Source organism: Rhodopseudomonas palustris (assembly GCF_013415845.1).
Lineage (GTDB): Bacteria > Pseudomonadota > Alphaproteobacteria > Rhizobiales > Xanthobacteraceae > Rhodopseudomonas > Rhodopseudomonas palustris_F.
In genome coordinates this window covers 4,572,005-4,594,426 of record NZ_CP058907.1, presented here as the reverse complement: position 1 = coordinate 4,594,426, position 22,422 = coordinate 4,572,005, and the positions used below count along the sequence as shown (strand labels likewise).

The following is a 22,422-nucleotide window of genomic DNA, read 5'->3' as shown; positions in this document are numbered from 1 at the left end:
CCGGGCGTTTTTTTTGGATCGGATCCTGCCGAAACGGTCAGCGCGACGCGTCGACCGGGAATGCCGTGGTGGTCAGCGTCGCCACCGCCGAGCCGCTGAAGGCGTCGGCGTAGAGGCCCGGCTGCGGATCGTCGGCGAAGCTGGTGGCCAGCGTCGCCTCGGGCTTGGCCAGATAGCCGCTCAGCAGCGTCATGTCGGGATCGCCAATCACGGTGGCGGCGGTGTGCATCGCGCGCGGCATCAGGATCATGGCGCGGATCCAAACGTCGTTGTCGCGGCTGCCGGCGGCAGCGAGCCGCGCCGAGGTCGCGATCACCGTCTTGCCCTGACCGGACGACTTGCCGATCACGCTGTCGACCTTGCCCGACACCGCAGCCTGACGCTGCAGCGATGCGCGCGTCGGCGGCAGCGGGGCGCTGGCGGTGACGACATGCGGATGGCGGGTCGGGGCATGCTTCGAGGAATTTTCCTGCGCCATCGGCGCGTAGGCCAGCGCGTTCATCGCGGTGGCCTGTTCGGATTTGTCGGCGGCGGCCAATGCCTGGCGGGCGCTGATAGCGGCGACCTGCGCCGGGCTCGCCTGCTTCGGCGCTACGGGGATGTCGTCCCAGAACCCGCGGGCGTTGATGATGTCGGCGGGGCTTTGCAGCTTGGCGTCAGCCGTCTTCGGTTCCGCGGTCTTTGCCTCGGCTTTAGCAGCCTGAGCCGGGCGGGGCGCCGGCAGCACGATGTCGCCGGCGGAGGCGATCTGGATGGCGGCGGCGGGCTTGGCGCGGGGCATCGGCACCGGATCGCTGGAGCCCACGTCGGCCGGCTTCATGCCGGCCGCAGCCGCGACCGCATCGGCGGCCGCGACCTTGATGTCGGCCATCGGCTTGGCCCCGGACGGTGCCGCCGTCGCGGCGGTTTCGTCCTCGTCGTCACGCGACTTGCCGCCGAACAGCGTTGCCAGGAAGTTGGTCTTGGCCGGGGCGACGGTGCTGCCGTCGCGGCGCTTTTCGATGTCCGCCAGCGCCAGCTCGTAGCCGCGCAGCGGCTTGCCGTTGGTGGGGATGTGCACGGTGCGGCCATCCGGGAACACGCGGGCGAGCTGGTCGGGGGTCATTCGCGGCCAGTGCCGGATGCCGCCGGTATCGAGATGCACGAACGGCGAGCCGGAGGTCGGATAGAAGCCGACACCGCCGCGCTGCAGCCGCAGGCCGGCAAACCGGATCTGCTCCAGCGCCACGCCGGGGATGAAGAAGTCCATCGCGTGGCCCTGCATGTGCTGGCTGTGGCGCGCCACTCCCGAGGAGCGGCGGCGCAGCATGGCGTTGGTGGCAGGGGAGCGATAGGCGGAGATGATCTGGATAGGCTGTTTGGCGTCGACGTCCCGGTACACTTCCCACAGGATGTCGAACAGCTGGCGGTCCATCACGGTCTGTTCCTGGGACCGCCAGTCACGCAGGAAGTGATTGAGCTGCTTCAGCGCGTCTTCGTCGTAGCGGCCGCTGCGCTTGAACGTGACGGTGAGGCTCTCGCCCGAATGGGTGTGGTGGAACGACAGGGTCCGGCTGTCGCCGACGGCGGATGCGTCATGGACCGATCCGGCGCCCGCCAGCAGCAATGCCGTGGTCAGCACGGCGCCGTAACCGGCCCTGGGCATCGACAATGATTTGAGACGACGCGAAAGTGCAGCCAGCACGAAACAGCCCCACCAATGATCGACCAACAACCCCCGCCCGCGAACCCCAGTCAGCGTGGCAGGGTGAACGTGCCGTTTACCGAAGTTAGCGATCCGGAAACGTCGTCCATGACCCCAAGTCGATTATCAACCCTAACCCTCTGACTATGGCGAAATCGAGCCCGGTGCTTCAATCTAGATGGAGGATGGTTAATCTAAGTTAACAATAAGGGCCCGCCTCGCGGCGAGCCCTTGATAATATTCAGCTACTTTTTACGTCCTGGGGCGGACGCGAGGTGCTGATCAGCGGGCGTAGACCCGGCGCTGATTGCGCTGAGCCGGCTGCTGACGCGGCTGCGGGCCGCCGAACAGGTTCTCCAGGAACGAGAACGGGCTCGACGAGGCGCCCGACGAGCCGGTGTAGTCGCCGGCGACGCTCACCCCGTCGGGCAGCCGGGTCGGGCGGGAGTAGTTCGGCTGGGCGTGTGCCACCACCGCTTCCAGGTTCTTGCCCTTGTCGTTCTTGAGCAGCGCCAGCATCGCCGCGTCGCGGCCGTACACGTCCTTGCGGAGCTGCAGCTTGCCGGCGTCGTCAACGAACGCGGTCTGATAGGTGATGTTGACCGGGATCGGGGTCGGGAACTTCAGATCCACCTCGCTGCGGCCGTACATCGCCCGGACCTTGGCCGGGGTGTAGTCCTTCTCCGGCATCGCGATGTTCAGCAGCGTCGAGGCGTACACGTCGGGGTTCTGCACCCGCATGCAGCCGTGGCTGAAGGCGCGCTCCTCGCGGGCGAACAGGTTCTTGTCCGGGGTGTCGTGCTGATACACCAGGAACTTGTTCGGGAAGTTGAAGCGGATGCGGCCGAGCGCGTTGGCTTCGCCCGGCGGCTGCGAGATGTGGATCGAGCCGTCGCGATTGCGCTCTAGCTTCAGGCCCATGCGGTCGAGCACGGTGGGATCCTGCTGCAGCGCCGGCAGGTACTCGTTGTAGATGATCGACGGCGGCACGTTCCAGGTCGGGTTGACGGTGATGTACTTCATCGTCTCCGTCAGCAGCGGGGTGGCGTGCTTGCCCGGCTTGCCGGTGACGACGCGGGTCGTCCACACTTCGGCGCCGTGCTGCATCACCTTCAACGTGTAGTCCGGAATGTTGAGGATCACATAGGCGTCGCCGAGCGACGGCGCGCCAAGATCGCGCGGCAGCCAGCGCCAGCGTTCCATGTTGACGATGATGGTGTCGATGGTGCGGTCGCGCTTCGGCGTGTTCAGCGCCTTCACGGTGCGCTCATCCAGCACGCCGCTAGCCTTGAGGTCGGCGTGATCCTGGAATTTCCGTACCGCCGCCGCGACCGTCGCGTCGTAGGTGGTGCTATCCGGGTTCTCGGTGACGCCGAGGCGGGCGCGCAGCTGCGGCACGCGCGGATCGTCCATCTTCACTTCGGCGCGCTTCTTGCGGGTCGGCTGATAGCGCAGGGTCTCGCCGTCGGCGATCTTGATCACCGGCTTGTCGCCTTCGCCGCGCAGCTCGGCGAGCTTCTTCTTCAGCTCGCGATACAGCTTGTGCGGCGGGTTGTAGCTGTCGAGCGCCGCGGAAGCGTCGGCCGCGGTGGTGACCTTCGCCAACACCTGGGCCGGATCGATCGGATGCTCCGGATATTGGATGTCGGCCGACACCTGCGACCAGTGCATACGGCCGCTCTGCGCCTGACGCGCATAGTCCATCATGCTCTCGGTGAGCCGCAGCTCGGCCTCCGCCAGCGCTTCGGGCGAGGTCGCGGCGGTGAAGCTCGGCACCGGATAATCGTCCGGATCGAGGCCGTCGGCGGCGGCGTCCTTCAGCCGCGCGATCACGCCCTTGGCCTGTGCGGTCAACGCGCCCGCCTTGGTCCACACCGGTGCGTAGTCGCGGGTCTCGTAGAACTTCTCCACCGCGCTGCGCTCGGACTTGCGCTCGAAGTAGCGCGACGCGCTCTTGGCGATCAGATCGCGAAGCTGCTCCGCCACCGGCTGGTCGGCAGCAGCAACCGTGCTGGCCGGCTTCTGCGGTTCGGCGGGCTTGGTGGTCTCCGCCTGATCGGTGGCCGGCTTGGCGGGAACAGCGGCAGGAGCGGTGGCGGTGGCCGCCGGAGCTTCCGTTTTGGGCTCGGTCGCGGGCGCAGTTGCCGCGGTATCCTTGCTCGGTTCGGGGGCAGCCGGCGCCGGGGTGGCGGCAACGTCCTTGGCCGGTTCGGTAGGCGCAGGGGCGGCCGCTGTCTCGGGCTTGGCGGCAGGGGTCTCGGGCTTGAAGTCACCGACCGAGGGCGGCGGCAGATCGACCGGGCTCGGCACCGGGACGGCGGCATCGATCGCGAGATCCGCGGGCGACCGCGTCGGCGACTGCGCCAGGACGGAGGTCGCCGACACGGTGAGGAAGGTCGCCGCGACGGCCATCAGCACGCCTTCGAAACCGCGGCGTCCAGTCGAGTGATCTCGCATTCGTCTACCCCTTGGGAAAGCTGCCCGGCCGGCAGTCGTGACTTGCAGTTCGGTTCTCGAGTGTCAGGGCACCCGCCGTGGGATCGGCACGCGGCCGATCCCACGTCTCAGTCGGAGGATACACAGGCCCGGTTCGAGCGGCCAGCATCGGCCGGGCAGACTCACGACAAACTGACCCCAGTTGCTATTGGCTAAGGCGGTCAGTGGCTTGTGCCACGGGCCGCCTTGGTTGTCTGTCACTATCGCGCCACGGTTCAAAAGGTTCCGCGAATCAGCGGTTCCGAGGGCTGCCGTTTCGCAGCCACATCAGTGTGGGCACCCCGAAAGCCTACCGGCGCCGCGTAGCTCGTTATCGCGCCTCGGCCTGCGCGGCGCGGTCGGCTTCGATCTCGTCGAGTTTGCGATACAGCGTCGAGCGGCCGATCTTCAGCCGCCGCGCCACTTCCGACATCTGGCCGCGATAATGCGAGATCGCGAACCGGATGATCTCCCGCTCCATTTCGTCGAGGGGGCGCACTTCGTCGTCCGCGGTCAGCATCGACAGATTGCCGACGCTCGGCAGCGGCGCGATCGGCACTTCGCTTGCGGCGACAAATTGCGGCTCGCTGCGTTCGATTACCAGCGGCTCGCCGGTTGTATCTTCTGCAGGGACGACCGACGGCGCGATTGCCAGCGGGAAGTCGGCGAGGCCGAGCTGATCGCCGTCGCTCATTACCACGGCGCGATAAACCGCATTTTCGAGCTGGCGGATATTGCCCGGCCAGTCGAGTTGCGCCAGCCGTGCCATCGCCTCGCCGGTGATGCCGCCGATGCTGCGCTTCTCTTCGGCGCAGAACCGCATCAGGAAGTGCCGCAGCAGCGGCGGAATGTCTTCGCGGCGGTTGCGCAGCGGCGGGATCGTCAGCGGCAGCACGTGCAGCCGGTAGAACAGATCTTCGCGGAATTGGCCCGCTTTCACCCGGTCGAGCAACCGGCGGTTGGTGGCCGAGATGATGCGGACATCGACCTTGACCGGCCGGCGTCCGCCGACCGCTTCGACCGCGCCTTCCTGCAGCGCGCGCAGCAGCTTGACCTGCGCAGCCAGCGGCAGCTCGCTGACCTCGTCGAGAAACAGCGTGCCGCCGGAGGCTTCGACGAACTTGCCGTCGTGGCGCTCGGTGGCGCCGGTGAACGCGCCTTTCTCATGGCCGAACAGAATCGACTCGACGAGATTGTCAGGAATCGCGCCGCAGTTCACGGCTACGAATGGTTTCGAACGGCGGTCGCTTGAGCCATGGATGGCGCGCGCGAACAGTTCCTTGCCGACGCCGGACTCACCTTCGATCAGCACCGGGATCGCAGAGCCTGCAGCCTTCTCGGCGGCGCGCAACACCGGCGCCATCGCCTCGCTGCGGGTGATGATGTCGGAAAATGTCAGCCGGCCTTCGCGTGCATGGCGGATGCGCTGCAGCTCGCCCTTCATCGCGCTGGCGTTCAGTGCGTTGCGCAAGGACACCTGCAGGCGCTCGATGCCGACCGGCTTAACGACGAAATCGTGCGCACCGGCACGCATCGCCGACACCACATTGTCGATGCCGCCATGTGCGGTCTGCACGATCACCGGCACGTCGAGTCCGCTGGCGCGAATCTTCGACAGCACGCCGAGGCCATCGAGTCCGGGCATCACCAGGTCGAGCACCACCGCGTCGATCGCAGGCGCATCGGGCGCGGTCAGGGCCTCCACCGCAGCGTCACCGCTATCGACCGAAACCGCCTCATAGCCGCACTTCTGCACCATGTTCTCGACCAGCCGACGCTGTACTGCATCGTCGTCGGCGATCAGAATACGCTCAACCATTACTCGCCACTGCCTCAACCCGAACTGTCCCGAATTGGTGCAGGATTGCGACGAATGCGTTAACGCTTGGTGAAAATGCAGCCGGTTATCCGCTGTTATCCGAAAGCGTGCGGCCAGATCTCGAGCGCGCCGCGATAGATCATGTCGCCCGCCACGTAGAGAATGATGGCGAGGCCGATATAGGCGATCCAGCGGTGCTTATGCAGCAGCCGTGCGATGAAGCTGGCGGCGAGGCCCATCAGCGCGATCGACAGGGCGAGGCCGAACACCAGAATCACCGGATGCTCGCGTGCCGCGCCGGCCACTGCCAGGACGTTGTCGAGCGACATCGAGACGTCCGCCAGCGTGATCTGCCACACCGCCTGCGCCATGGTCTTGGTCGGAGCGCCGCCCGCCGCGCCGCCGTCGCTATCGAGTGCATCGACATCTTCCGGCGGGTTGCGCAGTTCGCGCCACATTTTCCAGCACACCCACAGCAGCAGCACGCCGCCAGCGAGCAGCAGTCCGATGATTTGCAGAAGCTGCACGGTGACACTGGCGAAGGCGATGCGGAGCGCGGTGGCGACCACGATGCCGATCAGGATCGCCTTACCGCGCTGCTCTTTTGGCAGCCCGGCAGCGGCGAGGCCGATGACGACGGCGTTGTCGCCGGCGAGCACCAGGTCGATCATCACGACCTGGGCGAATGCGGTGAGGCCTTCGGGAGTAAAGATGGCGAGAAAGTCGGTCATCGGGCGCTCCGTGAGCGTCCAGTCCGACATCACAGTTCAGATGAACTGCCAGAGGGGCCCGGTCCAGGACGTGGTTGCAAGCTGCGTGGTCCAAGACCACGCCAGATCGCTTGCGTCAGTGCCGATACCAGCACCAGACCGCGCGATGGTCAATCGCCGCACAGTCGGAGCCGAATGTTCGGGAACGAACGCTTTGCAGCGGTGTCGTAGTCCTGCCGCCGAGCTCGATCAAGGCGGCGAGGGGCTGTTCGAGGCGCGCTGCCTTGTCGCAGGGGCGTCCCCCTTGAAGGAAACTGTGACTTGCGAAGCCGGTGACGGAGCTAGTAGCGTTTCGCAAGGCAAATCGCACGCGATCTGAAAGCACCATGGCGAAATCTGCGACCTCACGTACCGCGAAGACCTCTTCCCGCAAGTCCACCCCCGCCAAGCCAGCACCGCGCAAGGCTGCACCCAGCAAGGCGAAAGCGGCCAAGACCGCGGCTGCGGGACGGAAGGCTGCCGCCAAGCCGGCGAAGCTTCCTGAGTGGAATTTGATGGATCTGTATCCGGCGATCGACTCGCCGGAGGTCGCCGCCGATCTCGACCGGCTTGATGCCGAATGCGCCTCGTTCGAAGCCGACTTCAAGGGGCGGTTGGCCGAAGAGACCGCGAAGGACGGTGGCGCGCTGTGGCTTGCCGGCGCGGTCAAGCGCTATGAAGCGATCGAGGATCTGGCTGGCCGGCTCGGTTCCTATGCAGGGCTGGTGCACGCCGGCGACAGCGTCGATCCGGTGAAGTCGAAATTCTATGGCGACGTTTCCGAGCGCCTGACCGCCGCCTCGGTACATCTGCTGTTCTTCACCCTCGAACTCAACCGCGTCGACGATGCGGTGCTCGAGACCGCGATGCAGACGCCGGAGCTCGGCCACTACCGGCCGTGGATCGAGGATCTGCGCAAGGACAAGCCGTATCAGCTCGAAGACCGCATCGAGCAGCTGTTCCACGAGAAGTCCCAGACAGGTTACGGTGCGTTCAATCGCCTGTTCGACCAGACCATTTCGTCGCTCCGGTTCAAGGTTGGCGGCAAGGAACTGGCGATCGAGCCGACGCTGAACCTGATGCAGGATCGTGCGCCTGCGAAACGCAAGGCCGCGGCCGAAGCCTTGGCCAAGACCTTCAAGGCGAATGAGCGCACCTTCGCGCTGATCACCAACACGCTCGCCAAAGACAAGGAAATCTCCGACCGTTGGCGCGGCTTTGAAGACGTCGCCGACAGCCGCCACCTCGCCAACCGGGTCGAGCGCGAAGTGGTCGACGCGCTGGTCGCCTCGGTGCGTGCGGCGTATCCGAAGCTGTCGCACCGCTACTACAAGCTCAAGGCCGGTTGGTTCAAAAAGAAGAAGCTGCCGTATTGGGATCGCAATGCGCCGCTGCCGTTCGCGGCGACCGGCTCGATCGCCTGGCCGGACGCGCGCAATATGGTGCTGACCGCCTACAAGGCGTTCTCGCCGGAAATGGCGCAGATCGCCGAGCGGTTCTTCACCGATCGTTGGATCGATGCCCCGGTCCGGCCGGGTAAGGCGCCCGGCGCGTTTTCGCATCCGACCACGCCGTCGGCGCATCCCTATGTGCTGATGAACTATCAGGGCAAGCCGCGGGACGTAATGACGCTCGCCCACGAGCTCGGCCACGGCGTTCACCAGGTGCTCGCCGCCAAGAACGGCGCGCTGATGGCGCCGACGCCGCTGACGCTGGCGGAGACTGCCAGCGTGTTCGGCGAAATGCTCACCTTCCGCCGTCTGCTGACCCAGACCAAGGACCGCAAGCAGCGCCAGGCGCTGCTCGCCGGCAAGGTCGAGGACATGATCAACACCGTGGTCCGGCAGATCGCTTTCTATTCCTTCGAGCGCGCGGTCCACACCGAGCGCCGCAGCGGCGAGCTCACCGCGCAGCGGATCGGTGAGATCTGGCTGTCGGTGCAGGGCGAGAGCCTCGGCCCGGCGATCGAGATCAAGCCGGGCTACGAGAGCTTCTGGATGTATATCCCGCACTTCATCCATTCGCCGTTCTACGTTTACGCCTACGCGTTCGGCGACTGCTTGGTGAACTCGCTCTATGCGGTCTACGAGCACGCCCAGGAAGGCTTCGCCGAGCGTTATCTGGCGATGCTGGCGGCCGGCGGGACCAAGCATTATTCGGAACTGCTGGCGCCGTTCGGCCTCGACGCCAAGAACCCGAGCTTCTGGGACGGCGGCCTCTCAGTGATCGCCGGCATGATCGACGAGCTGGAGGCGATGGGGTAGGCGGCTCGGCGGCGTAAAACATTTGTTGAACGGAACGGCAAGATCGCCTTCGTGGCGATGGTCGTCTTTCTGGCCAAGAACGGCATCGCCTTCGAACCAGCTCCCGCCCATGCGACCAAGATCATCCTTGCCCTCGCTGCCGGCGAAGTCAGCGAGGCCAGCCTGACACGCTGGATCAGGGACAGCTGGCCGGCCTGACGCGCGGTCGACGGTCGCGTCGTCGCTTCGAGCGTGCGATCACCTCGTCGCAAGGCTGCGGCTGCACCGCTGCGCGGAATAATCAGCCTTTGCTTCTTGCAATCGCTTCGTAACAGCTTGTTCTAATCGTCTGTTGCGATCACACTGCGGCAGTGAACGGAGACGGCAGCCTAGACTTTGGAATGAACCCAAACTGGCTAGGCTAACAATTGCTGCAGTGCCGTTGCCCTCGCAATAAGATTGCGCTAATTGCATCCCCCACTTCTCGAAGATGTCGGAGAGACGAATGGCAGAGCACCACGAGTTTGCCTACACGACTGCCGATGGCAACGACTACGCCGCGCATGAGCAGACCTATGAAGGGTTTATCAAGCTGGTGAAGTACGGCACCGCCGCCGTCATCGTGATCGTCGCTCTCATGGGCATTTTCCTGACTTGATCTGTCCTGGAGTGCGCCGTTACACGCGGCGCTCTCTCGGAGAACGTTCCGGCAAAGTGGAGGCCGGTTTGCCGCCTGGACGTTCTCCAAACAAATAAGTAAGCGCGCATCCCGGTCGCAAAACCGGTCCCACTTTTGCGGGATGCGCGCATATCTCGCTCGCTCACGCGCGTGCTTCGCGCCGCCGGAGGCTCCATGAAGATTGCTGTTGCCAAAGAACAAGATCCCGCCGAGCCGCGCGTCGCGGCGACGCCCGACACGGTCAAGAAGCTGAAAGCTCTCGGCGCCGAAGTCGCGGTCGAGCCGGGCGCGGGCCTCAAGTCCGGCTTGCCGGATGCCGATTTCACCGCCGCCGGGGCCACTGTGTCCGCCGACGCTCTGAAGGACGCCGATGTCGTCTTCAAAGTGAAGCGTCCGGAGGCGTCCGAACTCGCCAGCTACAAGCGCGGTGCGCTGGTGCTGGCGATCATGGACCCGTACGGCCATGAAGCCGCGCTGAAGAGCATGGCCGATGCCGGCATCGCCGCCTTCGCGATGGAGCTGATGCCGCGCATCACCCGCGCCCAGGTGATGGACGTGTTGTCGAGCCAGGCCAACCTCGCCGGCTATCGCGCCGTGATCGACGGTGCCGAAACGTTCGGCCGTGCCATGCCGATGATGATGACCGCGGCCGGCACCGTGCCGGCGGCGAAGGTCTTCATCATGGGCGTCGGCGTCGCTGGTCTGCAGGCGATCGCCACCGCGCGCCGTCTCGGCGCCATCGTCACCGCGACCGACGTGCGTCCCGCCACCAAGGAGCAGGTCGAATCGCTGGGCGCCAAGTTCCTCGCCGTCGAGGACGAGGAGTTCAAGAACGCCCAGACGGCCGGCGGCTACGCCAAGGAGATGTCGAAAGAGTATCAGGCCAAGCAGGCCGCTCTGACTGCCGAACACATCAAGAAGCAGGACATCGTCATCACCACGGCGCTGATTCCGGGTCGGCCCGCGCCGCGCCTCGTCACCGCCGAGATGGTGAAGTCGATGAAGCCCGGCTCGGTGCTGGTCGACCTCGCGGTCGAGCGCGGCGGTAACGTCGAAGGCGCGCAGCCCGGTCAGATCGTCGAGATCGATGGCGTCAAGATCGTCGGCTACACCAACGTCGCCGGTCGCGTCGCGGCGTCGGCCTCGGCCCTCTATGCGCGCAATCTGCTGAGCTTCTTCGAGACCATGGTCAACAAGGAGAAGGCTCTGGCGGTCAACTGGGACGACGAGCTGGTGAAGGCCACCGCGCTGACCCGCGACGGCGCCGTCGTTCACCCGAACTTCCAGCCCAAGTCGGCGTGAGCGCGACCGCTTAAGGAGAGTTGCTATGGAGCATATGGTTCAAGCGGTCGATCCGTTCGTGTTTCGGCTGTCGATTTTCGTCCTTGCCGTGTTCGTCGGCTATTTCGTGGTGTGGTCGGTGACCCCCGCGCTGCACACGCCGCTGATGTCGGTGACCAACGCGATCTCCTCGGTGATCGTGGTCGGTGCGCTGCTTGCCGTCGGCGTGTCGCTGGTCGGCAACGACAACGGTCCGCTGTGGGCGCGTGGCTTCGGCTTCGTCGCGCTGATCTTCGCATGTATCAACATCTTCGGCGGCTTCCTTGTCACCCAGCGCATGCTGGCGATGTACAAGAAGAAGCAGAAGTGATTAGGGGCCGTCGATGAGCGCCAATCTTTCCGCATTTCTGTATCTGATCGCAGGCGTCCTGTTCATTCTGGCGCTGCGCGGTCTGTCGTCTCCGGCCACCAGCCGTCAGGGTAACCTGATGGGCATGAGCGGCATGGCGATCGCTATTGCCACCACGCTCGCCGGCCATCCGCCGGCCGATCTGCTCGGCTGGGTGCTGGTGATCGCGGGCATCGCGATCGGCGGCTCCATCGGCGCAGTCATCGCCAAGAAGGTGCCGATGACCTCGATGCCGGAGCTGGTCGCCGCCTTCCACTCGCTGGTCGGTATGGCCGCGGTGCTGGTCGCCGCCGGTGCGTTCTATGCGCCGGGTGCGTTCGACATCGGCGAGCCGGGCAACATCCACGCCCAGAGCCTCGTTGAAATGTCGCTCGGCGTCGCCATTGGTGCGCTGACCTTCACCGGTTCGGTGATCGCGTTCCTCAAGCTGTCGGGCCGCATGAGCGGCGCGCCGATCCTGCTGCCGGCTCGGCACGTGGTGAACATCGCGCTCGGCGTCATCATGTTCGCGGCGATCATCTACATGGTGATCACGCAGAGCGAAGTCGCCTTCTGGGTGATCACCGGCGTCGCGCTGCTGCTCGGCATCCTGATCATCGTCCCGATCGGCGGCGCCGACATGCCGGTGGTGATCTCGATGCTCAACTCCTACTCGGGGTGGGCCGCGGCCGGCATCGGCTTCACGCTCGGTAACTCGGCGCTGATCATCACCGGCGCGCTGGTCGGCTCCTCGGGTGCGATTCTGTCCTACATCATGTGTAAGGGCATGAACCGCTCGTTCATCTCGGTGATCCTCGGCGGCTTCGGCGGTGAAACCGCGGCGGCCGGCGGTGGTGGCGGCGAACAGCGCCCGGCCAAGCTCGGCTCGGCGGACGACGCGGCCTTCATCATGAAGAACGCCTCGAAGGTCATCATCGTGCCGGGTTACGGCATGGCGGTTGCCCAGGCTCAGCACGCGCTGCGTGAAATGGCCGACTCGCTGAAGAAGGAAGGCGTCGAGGTGAAGTACGCGATTCACCCGGTCGCCGGCCGTATGCCGGGCCACATGAACGTGCTGCTCGCCGAAGCCAACGTGCCGTACGACGAGGTGTTCGAACTCGAGGACATCAACTCGGAGTTCGCGCAGGCCGACGTCGCGTTCGTGATCGGCGCCAACGACGTCACCAACCCGGCGGCCGAAGAGGATCCGTCCTCGCCGATCTACGGCATGCCGGTGCTGCAGGTGTGGAAGGCCGGCACCGTGATGTTCATCAAGCGGTCGCTCGCCTCCGGTTACGCCGGCATCGACAACCCGCTGTTCTATCGCGACAACACCATGATGCTGCTCGGCGACGCCAAGAAGATGACCGAGAACATCGTCAAGGCGATGGCACACTAAGCGCCGACGCCCTGCCAGAAACGAAACGCCCGGCCGCAAGGCCGGGCGTTTTTGTTTTGGGCGGAGGCGGTCACCACATCCGTCATTGCGAGCGAAGCAAAGCAATCCACAGCTCAGTCCACTGTGCTTCTGGATTGCTTCGTCGCTTCGCTCCTCGGAATGACGGGAGCGCGAGCCTTACATCCGGTGCATCACGCAGAGCTTGTTGCCGTCCGGATCGCGCAAGTAGGCGAGGTACATTTTCATGTCGCCCATCGCACGGACACCGGGCGGATCCTCGCAAGTGGTGCCGCCATTGGCGACGCCGGTCGCGTGCCAGGCGTCGGCTTCTTCCTGGGACTTCGCCACGAAGCCGATCGTGCCGCCATTGGCGGCGGTCGCCGGTTCGCCATTGATCGGCTTGCTGACCGCGAAGGTGCCGGTCTTGGTGCGGTAGAAGATGCGATGACGATCGACCATCGCAGGTGGCACGCCGAGGGTACCGAGCAGTTTGTCGTAAAAGTCCTTCGCCGCTTCGAGATTGTTGGTGCCGATCATGACGTGTGAAAACATGGCGTTTCCCGTGTGCTCCTTGGTGTTTTCACCCTGAGGGTGCCCGCCAACTATACCGATCCGATCCCACCTGGCGATACCGTCCGAGCATCGGGTGCGCCGATTGCACGCATGGTGCTCGTCCGTGATCATCGGATGTCGGGCAGGGTGATTGGTGGTATCCGTGTCTTAGTTGGCAGCGTTCTGCCCGGAGAAGGGACGTCATGACGGTTGCGGCAAAATCCGAGATTCAGATCGACAACGACGAAGTGCGGGTCACCGAGTGGCGGTTGCCGCCGGGCTCGGCGACCGGCCACCACACCCACGGCATGGACTACGTCGTGGTGCCGATGGCCGACGGCGAGATGACCATCGTGGCGCCGGACGGTACGCGCTCGCTGGCCCAGCTCAAGACCGGCCGCTCCTACGCCCGCAAGGCAGGCGTCCAACACGATGTCCGCAATGAATCCACAGCCGAAATCGTGTTTCTCGAGATTGAATTGAAAGCTTAACCTCTCGTTAATCGGCAGGGCCCAGCTTCGCCTCGCGACCCGCTCGGTGGCGCACCGAACACCTCGTTCCGATGCCACCGATCGGTCGCAGTTGATCCCTCAATCAGCCTCAAACTTCCAGCATCACACGTGCGGGGAAGAGGCCGGCCATGCTGAAATTCATCACCGAAAAACTGCTCGGGCAGATTCTGCCGTCGGTCGTCGCAACCGTGATCGCCGCCTACGTCGTGAATCAATACATCGTCGCTAGGCCCGACGCGCCGCCCCCGGCCGCTCCCGCGACGCAGCAGCTCGATACTGCCAAGGCCTCTAAACCGGCCGAGCCCGTTGCCGTTGTGATGCCGGCGGAGGCCGCTCGGTCCGAGCCGACCCGGAGCGAGCCGCTCAAGGTCAAGCTCGGCGCCGACAAGATCTCCACCGAGAAGGCCGCTGCCGACAAGCCCGCCGACCGCCCAGTGGGGCGGCACCAGATCACCGTGCATGAGAAGCCGGCCGCCCCGTCCAAGCCGGTCAGCACCGCGTCCGCGACGCCGGAGCCGGTCAAGGTGCCGGAGGAGCGCAGCGAGCCCGCGCGCGATCCCAACGAGCTCGTCAGGGCCGCCGTGGAACGCCTCCGCGCGGCGGCACCGGCAGAAGCGCCGCGCGCCACCGAAACGCTAGGCCGTGCGCCCGAGCCGCTGAAAGTGCCCGAGCCGCCGCGCGCCCCGGAGCCGCCGCGGCAGCAGGAAGCCGCGCGCGTCGTCGCCCCGGCGCTGCCGCCGGCCGTCAACGTCGCGCCGACCAACGTGTCGATTGCGCCCTATGCCAATCCGCCGGCGACGACCGCTTCGGTGCCGGCCAGCAGCCGCCCTGCCGATTCGATCGACCTGCGCGACAGCGATCAGCACCCGCCGACGCCGCCGGCCGATATTCCGGGGGCGCGCGCGGATGCGTCGAGCGACGGCAATGCCGCCCGCAAGCCGTCGGTCGCGGAGGATGTGCTGTTCACCGCCAAGTCGGTGATCCACTCGGTACTGCCGCGTTAACACCGACAGCGATATCCGCAGTCATGAATGCCCGGGCTTCGAACCCGGGCATTTTGTTGTGTGGGGCAGGTCGCCGATTGAGGGCGCCAAGCAACAACGAAATAAGCAACAACGAAAAACGCGAGCCCGGGGCCCGCGTTCTTCAAACTCAGTTCGTTTCGTCGCCGAAAGGCGCGATCAGCGCGCCGCCGCGCTCGGACGGCGATCCGCGCCGAAAGCCGGCTTCGGCTTGCTCGGCAGCAGGCCTTCGCGCTGCAGCTTCTTGCGGGCGAGCTTACGGGCGCGGCGTACGGCTTCCGCCTTCTCGCGCGCCTTCTTCTCGGACGGCTTCTCGTAATGTCCGCGCAGCTTCATCTCGCGGAAAATACCCTCGCGCTGCATCTTCTTCTTCAGCGCCTTGAGGGCTTGATCGACGTTGTTATCGCGAACGAGAACCTGCACGCGGCATCCTCTTCAGAGTGACCAGATCGGAATGTTTCGGATTAGGCGGGGCCGACAACGGCCAGGCCCTCCACCTAGAGGGCGCCCATGTACCAGATCGGCCCGACAATGTCCACCTGACGCGACAATTAAGTTGTGCGACGTTTGTCGGCTCCGTCAGCGCTTCTCCGGCTCAACCACGGTGACATGACCCATCTTGCGGCCGGGCAGGGCGTGGCGCTTGCCGTAGAGATGTACGGTCGCACCGGGAACGGTCAGCCAGCGGGTATAGTCGTGAACGTCGGCACCGATCAGGTTGGTCATGGTCACCACCCCGTGCCGCACCGGCTCGGCCAGCGGCCAGCCGGCGATCGCGCGGATGTGCTGCTCGAACTGCGACACCGAGGCGCCGTCCAGCGTCCAGTGTCCGGAATTGTGCACCCGGGGGGCGATCTCGTTGACCAGCACCTTCGGTCCGTCTGAACCGGGCACCACGAACATCTCGACCCCGAGCACGCCGACATAACCGAGCGCATCAGCGATCGTCTTGGCGATCCGGCGAGCCTCATTGGCGACCGCGTCAGGGATCGCCGCCGGCGCCTTGGACACCTTCAGAATGTGGTCGCGATGCTCGTTTTCGGTAACGTCGTAACTCACCACCTGGCCATCGGCGCCGCGAGCGGCGATCACCGAGACTTCGCGCTCGAAAGGCACGAAGGCTTCGAGAATCGCAGCGCGGGTTTCAAGGGTGGCCCACGCCACTTCCGGATCGTCGCCCGGGCGCAGCATCACCTGTCCCTTGCCGTCATAGCCGAACCGCCGGGTCTTCAGCACCGCCGGCAGGCCGAGGCGGGCGACGGCGTCGCGCAGCGCTTGCGGCGAAGTCACGTCGGCATACGCCGCAGTCACGATGCCGAGCTTGGTGACGAAGTCCTTCTCGGCCAGCCGGTCCTGGGTGGTCTCCAGGATGGTTTGGCTCGGCATCACAGGCCTGCGCGCCGCCAGCACCATCGCGGCTGAGGCCGGAACGTTCTCGAATTCGTAGGTGATGACGTCGACCTCGGAGGCGAACAGTTCCAGCGCCTCGACGTCGGCATATTCGGCGCAGGTGGCGTTCTGCACCACGTCGAAGGCCGGCGAATCCGGGTCCGGCGAGAACACCTGGCACTTCAGGCCGAGTCTGGCCGCGGCGAGCGCCAGCATCCTGCCGAGCTGGCCGCCGCCGAGAATTCCGATAGTGTCGCCAGGCTTCAGCGGTTCACGACGGGGTGCGCTCACGCCGCGCCCTCCGGCCGGGCCGCAACCGAATCGGTCTGCGCCTTGCGCCACGCCGCCAGCCGGGTCGCCAGATCAGAATCGGTCAGCGCCAGCACGCTCGCGGCCAGCAGGGCGGCGTTGACCGCGCCGGCCTTGCCGATTGCCAGCGTGCCGACCGGGATGCCGGCCGGCATCTGCACGATCGAATACAGCGAATCCAGGCCCGACATGGTCTTGGATTCGACCGGCACGCCGAACACTGGCAACTCCGTCAGCGCCGCGGTCATCCCCGGCAGATGCGCGGCCCCGCCGGCGCCGGCAATGACGATGCGGTGGCCGGCTGCCTTTGCGCCTTTGGCGAAAGCATAAAGGCGGTCGGGGGTGCGGTGCGCGGAAACGATCTGGGTGTCATGGGCGACGCCGAGGGCGGTCAGGGTGTCGGCGGCGTGCCGCATCGTTTCCCAGTCCGACTGGCTGCCCATGATGATCGCGACGGGAGCTGTCATTCAAACGATTCTTTCGAGCGATTCTGTTGTAAATCCAGAAACATAGGGGGAGATTATAGGGATGCCGGCCGCTCCGGCCAAGGCGCCCGGAATGCACTATCCTTTCTTGGTGAAGAGCGGCAAGTGTTGTGGCGGTTATCCGGCTGATTCTCATGAAAAAGAAGCCCATCCGCCCCTCGTCCTCCCGCCGGTCAGTCGACCGAGGGCCCCCAAAGCCTGCCGCCAAGAAGCGCAAATTACCGCCCGCTGGGCCGCGCCCGGCTCCGGCGACGCCGCGGGCGCGTGTTGCCGGGGGGCGGCTGCCGGCCGATCCGCAGCTCAAGATCCGCCGGTTGAAGGCTCAGCTTGCGGCGGCGCTGGCCCAGATAGACGTGTTGCGCGCTTGCGCCGAAACCGACTTCCTGCTCGGCATCGCCAACCGCCGCGGCTTCGAGCGCGAGCTTGGCCGGGCGCTGGCCTATATCAAGCGCTACGGCGCCGGCGGTGCGCTGATCATGCTGGACGTCGATCGGCTGAAGCCGGTCAACGACACGCTGGGCCATGCAGCCGGCGACGTGGTGCTGAAGAACGTGACCGAAGCGCTGCTGCGCCATGTCCGCGCGTCCGATCTGATCGGCCGGCTCGGCGGCGACGAGTTCGCCTTGCTGTTGTGGAATCTCGACGAAACCGACGCGCGCGCCAAAGCGTTGGGTTTGGAGGCCGCGGTCGACGAGCTTGCGATCCGCTATGGCGATCAAACGATCGAGGTCGGAATCTCCGCCGGCGTTGCAATGCTGACGCCGGAGATGGACGCGGCCGAAGCGTTCGCCCTTGCCGATCGGGCGATGTACGCCCGCAAGGCGGAGCGCCGCGCCGCGTCGGGCGCAACGATCAGGCGATGATGTCGGGCGTGATCTGATCTTCGATGAAGGCGATGCGATCGCGCAGCGCCAGCTTCCGCTTCTTCAGTCGTTGCAGCCGCAACAGGTCCGGCGCGGGCGAATGATGCAGCGCATCGATCGCGGCGTCGAGATCGCGGTGCTCTTGTTGCAGCTTAGCCAGCTCGGCACCGAGGTCGCCCTCGTCTTCGTCGGTCATGATCAGTGTCGGCTTGAACCGGGTCGCGAACGGCGGGCCGGTTGCGGAGGAATGTCGATCAGTTCGGCGTCATTATCGCCTTTGCGGCGTTGCGAGCAAGCGGTGCGTCCGCGCATCGTGCGGCGTACGACCTTCGTCAGGTGAATAATTCGAGAACTCGCATTCTGACATTCGATGCTTTTGAGGAAAGACCGCATCCTCGGGCGTTTGCGGGGATGAACTGATCGTGCTCTCGAATCGTTTCGTGGGGCGCGAAATTATGACGCGGATATTTCAAGACCTATCGACAGACGCCACCAGAGATGTACACTTCCTCGTCCGGATGGAAACTCAGTCTCACCAAAAGAGGAGGTTTCGTATGGCAATTCAGGCGCATCTCGTCGAACTGGAACGCAAGCACAAAGTTCTGGAGACGGCATTGCACGACGCTCTCGCCCATCCTTCTACGGACGACGCGCGTATTGCCGAGCTGAAACGTCGCAAGCTCATGGTGCGGGATCAAATCGCGAAACTGAAGCAAACCAAGACCAGCCTCCACTGACTTCCTCTCACTGCACTGCACTGCAGCAAAGCTGACCTTCGCGTCCATCCACATCTGATGGTGGTGATGCGATCGCAACAGCTTCGGGACATCGTCCACCTCTGACGCCGAAGAGCCTTCCGGGCGGCGCCAGAGGGGACTGGAAGTCCCGATCTTCAGGTGATTGACGCCGGTCACACCGCCGCAAGGTTGGCGACGTGATCGGCAATCGCCGTAGCCGCCGTCAATCTTGGCGACCCATCCCAACCACGTTGATCAGTCTGTCCGCGCGATGTTCGCGTGAGCGTTGCGCGCTTGATCCTATTTCGCGTTTCGCGACCGGCGCCGATTCCAATCCGATGATTGACCGCGCTCGCGCCGCCGCGCACGGCGGCCACGCGATGCTTGCATCAGGCTCGATGCAAGACTCGCGCTGCCGCCGAGTAGCGAGGGTTACTTGGTCGAGCGCACCTCTCCGAACCGTTCCCATTGCTTGCCGGTGAAGCGCATGAATTGGACCTGCTCGATCGGAAGGTGGTCGTCGGCCGCAGTCTGAACCTTGATGCCCGGCAGCAGCATCGGCAGCTCCAGCTCTTTGATCGAGAGCGCCTGCTTCATGATGTTGTCGCGGCTGAGATCGTTGCCGGCCGCCTTCAACACGTGTTCGACAACCATGCCGTTGTTGTAGCCGTTGACGTAGTTGGAATCGCGCAAGTCTCCGTCCGGGATGTACTTCTGCATGTAGGCTCGCCAATCCTTCACGCCGGGATCGTTCGCCCAGGCGGGATCGAGCGGATCTTTGACGTACGCAGTCGAGATGATGCCGACGCCGGCATCGACGCCGGCCGGCTCCATCACCGACGACATCCACACCGAGACGTTGGACAGGAATCTCATCGGCTTCCAGCCGATCTCGAACGTCTTGCGGATCGCCTGTGCGGCGAACTTTGGTGTCGCGGCGATGATCAGCGCATCGGCGCCGCTGGCCTTCAGGCTGACGATCTGCGAGTCGATGGTCGGGTCGGTGACTTCGTACATGCTTGCGGTCACCGCCTTGTCGTAGCGCTCGCCGAGCACGTCGCGCAGCCCGGCAAGATAGTCGCGGCCGAAATCGTCGTTCTGTGCGATCACCGCGAAGGTGGCGTCCGGCTTCTTCTCCAGGGCGTAGCGGGCGTACATTCTTGCTTCGTTGCGGAACGGCGCCATGATGCCCATGATGGCGAGCGGGTACTGCGAGATGTCGCCGAATTTGGAGGCGCCGGAAGCGACGAACAGCTGCGGCACCTTCTTGTTTTGCAGATATTTGGCGATCGCGGTGTTGTGCGCGGTGCCCATGGTGGAGAAGATGAACGAGACTTCGTCGCTTTCCACCAGTCGTCTGGTCTGCTCCACGGTCTTCGGCGGCACGTAGCCGTCGTCGAGCGAGATCAGGTTGATCTTGCGGCCGTTGATGCCGCCGCGATCATTGACCATCTTGAAGTAAGCGAGCTCGCCCTTGCCGAGAATCCCGAATGCCGAAACCGGCCCGCTATAGGGCATGGTCTGCCCGATGCGGATTTCGGTCTCGGTAATCCCAGGTTGATCCTCGGCCGATGCGGCCGTGCCGATCAGACCGAGTGATACGGCGAGCAATGCCCGCGCGGTCGTCATGCGCATCTTGTTTCCTCCGTTTGGTTGTTTTTGTTAGGTGCCGGTCGTTGAATGCCGGTCGCCGTTTGGGTCGAATGGTTGCTGTGGGATCGGTGGTTGGCGATCAGCCGCAGGGGACTGGAGTTCTCCGTTGGCTTGAGGTGTTCTCTTCGCGCGAGCTGCTCTCCATCGCGCAAAGCCGCTGTTGCGGCGCTCGGGGCGTCCCTGGGACGCCCTCGGCCATCGTTTTGATCATTCGAGCGACGCGGGCTGCGTCGCGAATAACGACGAGACGCGGACGGTCAAACCGCCCGATCGACCTCGAGAATTTCGCCGGAAGAGATCGCGACGCTGTCTTTGGTCGCCGTAAAATGCTTGGCCAAAGCCGCGACCGCCGCCTCGGCGTCGCGTCTGATCACCGCCTCGACGATGGCCGCGTGCTCAACCTCGACATCGGCCGGATCGCGTCCGGAGTCGCGGCGGATCGACAGCCTTCGGTAGCGTTCGCTTTGTTCGTGCAGAAGTTTGCGGAAGCGCAGTAGCCAGGGCGAGTCACAGCCGCTCACCAGCACCAGATGAAAGGCGTTATGGCGCTTGGCCCATTCGTCGTACTGCAGGGGATCGTCGCCCGGAAAACGGTGCGGAAACGCCTTCAGGGCGCTCCAGGCGGCTTCGACCGCGTTCAACCAGGCCTCGTCACCGAGTTCGATCGATCGCCGCAGCATCAAGCCTTCGATCTCGATACGCGATCGGGTGACGTCGGCGAGATCCTGCAGTGACACCGGGCTGACGCGGAAGCCGCGCTGGTCGGCGGCCTGCACCAGCCCGTCGGCGACGAGGCGGGACAGCGCTTCGCGGACGGCCGCGAGACTGACCGAGAACTGCTTGGCAAGGCCTGCGATGTGCAGCTTTTGTCCGGGTAGCAGACGGGTCGCCAGAATGTCCGCGCGTATCCGCTCCTGTACCGCGGAAGTCAGGCTCCGCGGGCCGTCGCCATCCAACGCATAGTGCAGGATCGGGCTTACGCTGCTCATGCTGCGAGCAAATCGCAAGAGATGCCGCCCGTCAACAAAAAATCGATTTTCGATATTTTGTTGACGCAGCCGGTTGCGACGTGAGTTCGATCAGCCGGCCAGCGCGGCGACGTGGTCGGCAATCGCCAGCGCCGCCGTCAATCCCGGGGACTCGATCCCGAACAGGTTGATCAGGCCCGGCACGCCATGCTCACGCGGGCTCTGAACCACGAAATCCTGCACTGCGATGGACGGTGGCACGATCTTCGGCCGGATGCCGGAATAGCCCGGCGACAGCGCGCCATCCGGCAGGCCGGGCCAGTATTTGCGGATCGCCGGATAGAACCGCGCCGCGCGCGCCGGATCGACCACGTAGTCGAGCTCGTCGATCCATTCGACGTCGGGGCCGAACTTGGCCTGGCCGCCGAGATCCAGCGTCAGATGCACGCCGAGACCACCTGGCTCCGGCACCGGATAGATCAGGTGGGAGAAGGGGGCGCGCGCGCTGCAGGTGAAGTAATTGCCCTTGGCGAGATAAGGCGTCGGCACCAGCTCGGATGGCATGGCCGCGATCGAACGCGCCACTGCAGTTGCGCCGAGGCCGGCGGCATTGATCAACAGCCGGCAGCCGAGCGTCATCGGCATCTCGCCGCCGATCTCGAGCGCAAGCACTTCGCCCTCACGGCGTGCCGACAGCAGCGGCGCGTGAAATGCGAACGCCGCGCCGGCCGCTTCGGCATCACCGCGCAGCGCCAGCATGTAGGCGTGGCTGTCGACGATTCCGGTCGAGGGTGAAACGAGCGCTGCCACGCAAGAGAGCGCCGGCTCCATCCGCTGTGCCTCCGCGCCGTCGATCGCGCGCAGGTCATCGACGCCGTTGGCGGCGGCGTGGGCGCGGATCGACTCCAGCTTGTCGGCTTCCGCGGCGGTGGTGGCGACGATCAGCTTGCCGCATTTCCGATGCGGAATGCCGTGATCGGCGCAATACGCATACAGCGCCTGCCGGCCCGCGACACAGAGCTGCGCCATCAGGCTGCCGGCCCGATAATAGATGCCGGCGTGGATCACTTCGCTGTTGCGCGACGAGGTGCCGGTCCCGATCGCCTCGGCTTGTTCGACCACGATCACTTCGCGGCCCTGCTGCGCCAGCTTTCGCGCGATCGCCAACCCGACCACACCCGCGCCGACTACGACGCACTCAACTTCATCCATCGA

At 65.0% G+C, this 22,422-nt stretch carries 22 protein-coding genes; 10 read left to right on the top strand and 12 right to left on the bottom strand.

Going from position 1 to position 22,422, the window contains the following annotated elements:
* Nucleotides 1-37: 37 nt before the first annotated feature.
* The 4 genes from mepK to HZF03_RS20925 all read right to left on the bottom strand — a co-directional run bounded on the left by mepK (nucleotide 38) and on the right by HZF03_RS20925 (nucleotide 6,709).
* Complete coding sequence (gene mepK / locus HZF03_RS20940) at nucleotides 38-1,645, bottom strand: peptidoglycan L,D-endopeptidase MepK (RefSeq protein WP_179906213.1); 1,608 nt, start codon at nucleotides 1,643-1,645, stop codon at nucleotides 38-40.
* A gap of 321 nt (nucleotides 1,646-1,966) precedes the next feature.
* A complete protein-coding gene (locus HZF03_RS20935; protein ID WP_119017212.1) occupies nucleotides 1,967-4,141 on the bottom strand; it encodes a L,D-transpeptidase family protein in 2,175 nt (724 codons plus the stop codon).
* 349 nt (nucleotides 4,142-4,490) lie between these two features.
* Nucleotides 4,491-5,978, bottom strand: coding sequence for a sigma-54-dependent transcriptional regulator (locus HZF03_RS20930; RefSeq protein WP_119019867.1), 1,488 nt, complete (start codon nucleotides 5,976-5,978; stop codon nucleotides 4,491-4,493).
* 95 nt (nucleotides 5,979-6,073) lie between these two features.
* A complete protein-coding gene (locus HZF03_RS20925; protein ID WP_119019874.1) occupies nucleotides 6,074-6,709 on the bottom strand; it encodes a TerC family protein in 636 nt (211 codons plus the stop codon).
* A gap of 365 nt (nucleotides 6,710-7,074) precedes the next feature.
* On the opposite strand from HZF03_RS20925, the gene HZF03_RS20920 reads away from it, so the two are divergent.
* The 6 genes from HZF03_RS20920 (at nucleotide 7,075) to HZF03_RS20895 (ending at nucleotide 12,717) form a co-directional block, all read left to right on the top strand.
* The gene (locus HZF03_RS20920; protein ID WP_104512890.1) at nucleotides 7,075-8,991 is read left to right on the top strand and encodes a M3 family oligoendopeptidase; all 1,917 of its coding nucleotides are present in this window, start codon (nucleotides 7,075-7,077) and stop codon (nucleotides 8,989-8,991) included.
* Nucleotides 8,992-9,042: 51 nt separating this feature from the next.
* Nucleotides 9,043-9,189: a hypothetical protein gene (locus HZF03_RS20915; protein WP_420853821.1), complete on the top strand. Its 147-nt coding sequence runs from the start codon at nucleotides 9,043-9,045 to the stop codon at nucleotides 9,187-9,189.
* Between the two features lie 286 nt (nucleotides 9,190-9,475).
* Nucleotides 9,476-9,628 carry an aa3-type cytochrome c oxidase subunit IV gene (locus HZF03_RS20910; protein WP_011159718.1) on the top strand — a complete coding sequence of 51 codons (153 nt, stop codon included), beginning with the start codon at nucleotides 9,476-9,478 and terminating at the stop codon, nucleotides 9,626-9,628.
* A 195-nt stretch (nucleotides 9,629-9,823) separates the two neighbouring features.
* Nucleotides 9,824-10,951 (top strand): Re/Si-specific NAD(P)(+) transhydrogenase subunit alpha, encoded by a 1,128-nt coding sequence (locus tag HZF03_RS20905; protein WP_011159717.1) that lies wholly within the window; start codon nucleotides 9,824-9,826, stop codon nucleotides 10,949-10,951.
* A 25-nt stretch (nucleotides 10,952-10,976) separates the two neighbouring features.
* The gene (locus HZF03_RS20900) at nucleotides 10,977-11,300 is read left to right on the top strand and encodes a proton-translocating transhydrogenase family protein (RefSeq protein WP_011159716.1); all 324 of its coding nucleotides are present in this window, start codon (nucleotides 10,977-10,979) and stop codon (nucleotides 11,298-11,300) included.
* 13 nt (nucleotides 11,301-11,313) lie between these two features.
* On the top strand, nucleotides 11,314-12,717 hold the full coding sequence (locus HZF03_RS20895) for an NAD(P)(+) transhydrogenase (Re/Si-specific) subunit beta (RefSeq protein ID WP_011159715.1): 1,404 nt from the start codon (nucleotides 11,314-11,316) through the stop codon (nucleotides 12,715-12,717).
* A gap of 177 nt (nucleotides 12,718-12,894) precedes the next feature.
* On the opposite strand, the gene HZF03_RS20890 is transcribed toward HZF03_RS20895, so the two are convergent.
* Nucleotides 12,895-13,269 (bottom strand): VOC family protein, encoded by a 375-nt coding sequence (locus HZF03_RS20890; protein WP_011159714.1) that lies wholly within the window; start codon nucleotides 13,267-13,269, stop codon nucleotides 12,895-12,897.
* Nucleotides 13,270-13,472: 203 nt separating this feature from the next.
* On the opposite strand from HZF03_RS20890, the gene HZF03_RS20885 reads away from it, so the two are divergent.
* Entirely contained in the window at nucleotides 13,473-13,760 is a 288-nt protein-coding gene (locus HZF03_RS20885; RefSeq protein WP_011159713.1) for a cupin domain-containing protein, read from the top strand.
* 149 nt (nucleotides 13,761-13,909) lie between these two features.
* The gene (locus tag HZF03_RS20880; RefSeq protein WP_119019868.1) at nucleotides 13,910-14,785 is read left to right on the top strand and encodes a hypothetical protein; all 876 of its coding nucleotides are present in this window, start codon (nucleotides 13,910-13,912) and stop codon (nucleotides 14,783-14,785) included.
* Nucleotides 14,786-14,962: 177 nt separating this feature from the next.
* Here HZF03_RS20880 and rpsU read toward each other — a convergent pair whose 3' ends face one another.
* The 3 genes from rpsU to purE all read right to left on the bottom strand — a co-directional run bounded on the left by rpsU (nucleotide 14,963) and on the right by purE (nucleotide 16,968).
* Nucleotides 14,963-15,226, bottom strand: a complete 264-nt coding sequence (gene rpsU, locus HZF03_RS20875) for a 30S ribosomal protein S21 (RefSeq protein WP_011159711.1) — start codon at nucleotides 15,224-15,226, stop codon at nucleotides 14,963-14,965.
* Between the two features lie 156 nt (nucleotides 15,227-15,382).
* The gene (locus HZF03_RS20870) at nucleotides 15,383-16,483 is read right to left on the bottom strand and encodes a 5-(carboxyamino)imidazole ribonucleotide synthase (protein ID WP_119019869.1); all 1,101 of its coding nucleotides are present in this window, start codon (nucleotides 16,481-16,483) and stop codon (nucleotides 15,383-15,385) included.
* Nucleotides 16,480-16,968, bottom strand: a complete 489-nt coding sequence (gene purE, locus HZF03_RS20865) for a 5-(carboxyamino)imidazole ribonucleotide mutase (protein ID WP_011159709.1) — start codon at nucleotides 16,966-16,968, stop codon at nucleotides 16,480-16,482. The genes HZF03_RS20870 and purE overlap by 4 nt, the downstream gene beginning before the upstream one ends.
* A 152-nt stretch (nucleotides 16,969-17,120) precedes the next feature.
* On the opposite strand from purE, the gene HZF03_RS20860 reads away from it, so the two are divergent.
* Nucleotides 17,121-17,849, top strand: coding sequence for a GGDEF domain-containing protein (locus HZF03_RS20860; protein ID WP_042441280.1), 729 nt, complete (start codon nucleotides 17,121-17,123; stop codon nucleotides 17,847-17,849).
* Here HZF03_RS20860 and HZF03_RS20855 read toward each other — a convergent pair.
* The gene (locus tag HZF03_RS20855; RefSeq protein WP_012497433.1) at nucleotides 17,839-18,045 is read right to left on the bottom strand and encodes a YdcH family protein; all 207 of its coding nucleotides are present in this window, start codon (nucleotides 18,043-18,045) and stop codon (nucleotides 17,839-17,841) included. The genes HZF03_RS20860 and HZF03_RS20855 overlap by 11 nt on opposite strands.
* A gap of 358 nt (nucleotides 18,046-18,403) precedes the next feature.
* Between HZF03_RS20855 and HZF03_RS20850 the strand changes: the two genes are divergently transcribed.
* Nucleotides 18,404-18,586 (top strand): YdcH family protein, encoded by a 183-nt coding sequence (locus tag HZF03_RS20850; RefSeq protein WP_012497432.1) that lies wholly within the window; start codon nucleotides 18,404-18,406, stop codon nucleotides 18,584-18,586.
* A gap of 432 nt (nucleotides 18,587-19,018) precedes the next feature.
* Here the strand turns inward: HZF03_RS20850 and HZF03_RS20845 are convergent, their stop codons facing one another.
* The 3 genes from HZF03_RS20845 to HZF03_RS20835 form a co-directional block, all read right to left on the bottom strand.
* Nucleotides 19,019-20,221, bottom strand: a complete 1,203-nt coding sequence (locus HZF03_RS20845) for an ABC transporter substrate-binding protein (RefSeq protein WP_119019870.1) — start codon at nucleotides 20,219-20,221, stop codon at nucleotides 19,019-19,021.
* Between the two features lie 275 nt (nucleotides 20,222-20,496).
* Nucleotides 20,497-21,195: a GntR family transcriptional regulator gene (locus tag HZF03_RS20840; RefSeq protein WP_234832334.1), complete on the bottom strand. Its 699-nt coding sequence runs from the start codon at nucleotides 21,193-21,195 to the stop codon at nucleotides 20,497-20,499.
* 123 nt (nucleotides 21,196-21,318) lie between these two features.
* Nucleotides 21,319-22,419 carry an NAD(P)/FAD-dependent oxidoreductase gene (locus tag HZF03_RS20835; protein WP_119019872.1) on the bottom strand — a complete coding sequence of 367 codons (1,101 nt, stop codon included), beginning with the start codon at nucleotides 22,417-22,419 and terminating at the stop codon, nucleotides 21,319-21,321.
* Nucleotides 22,420-22,422: the final 3 nt, after the last annotated feature.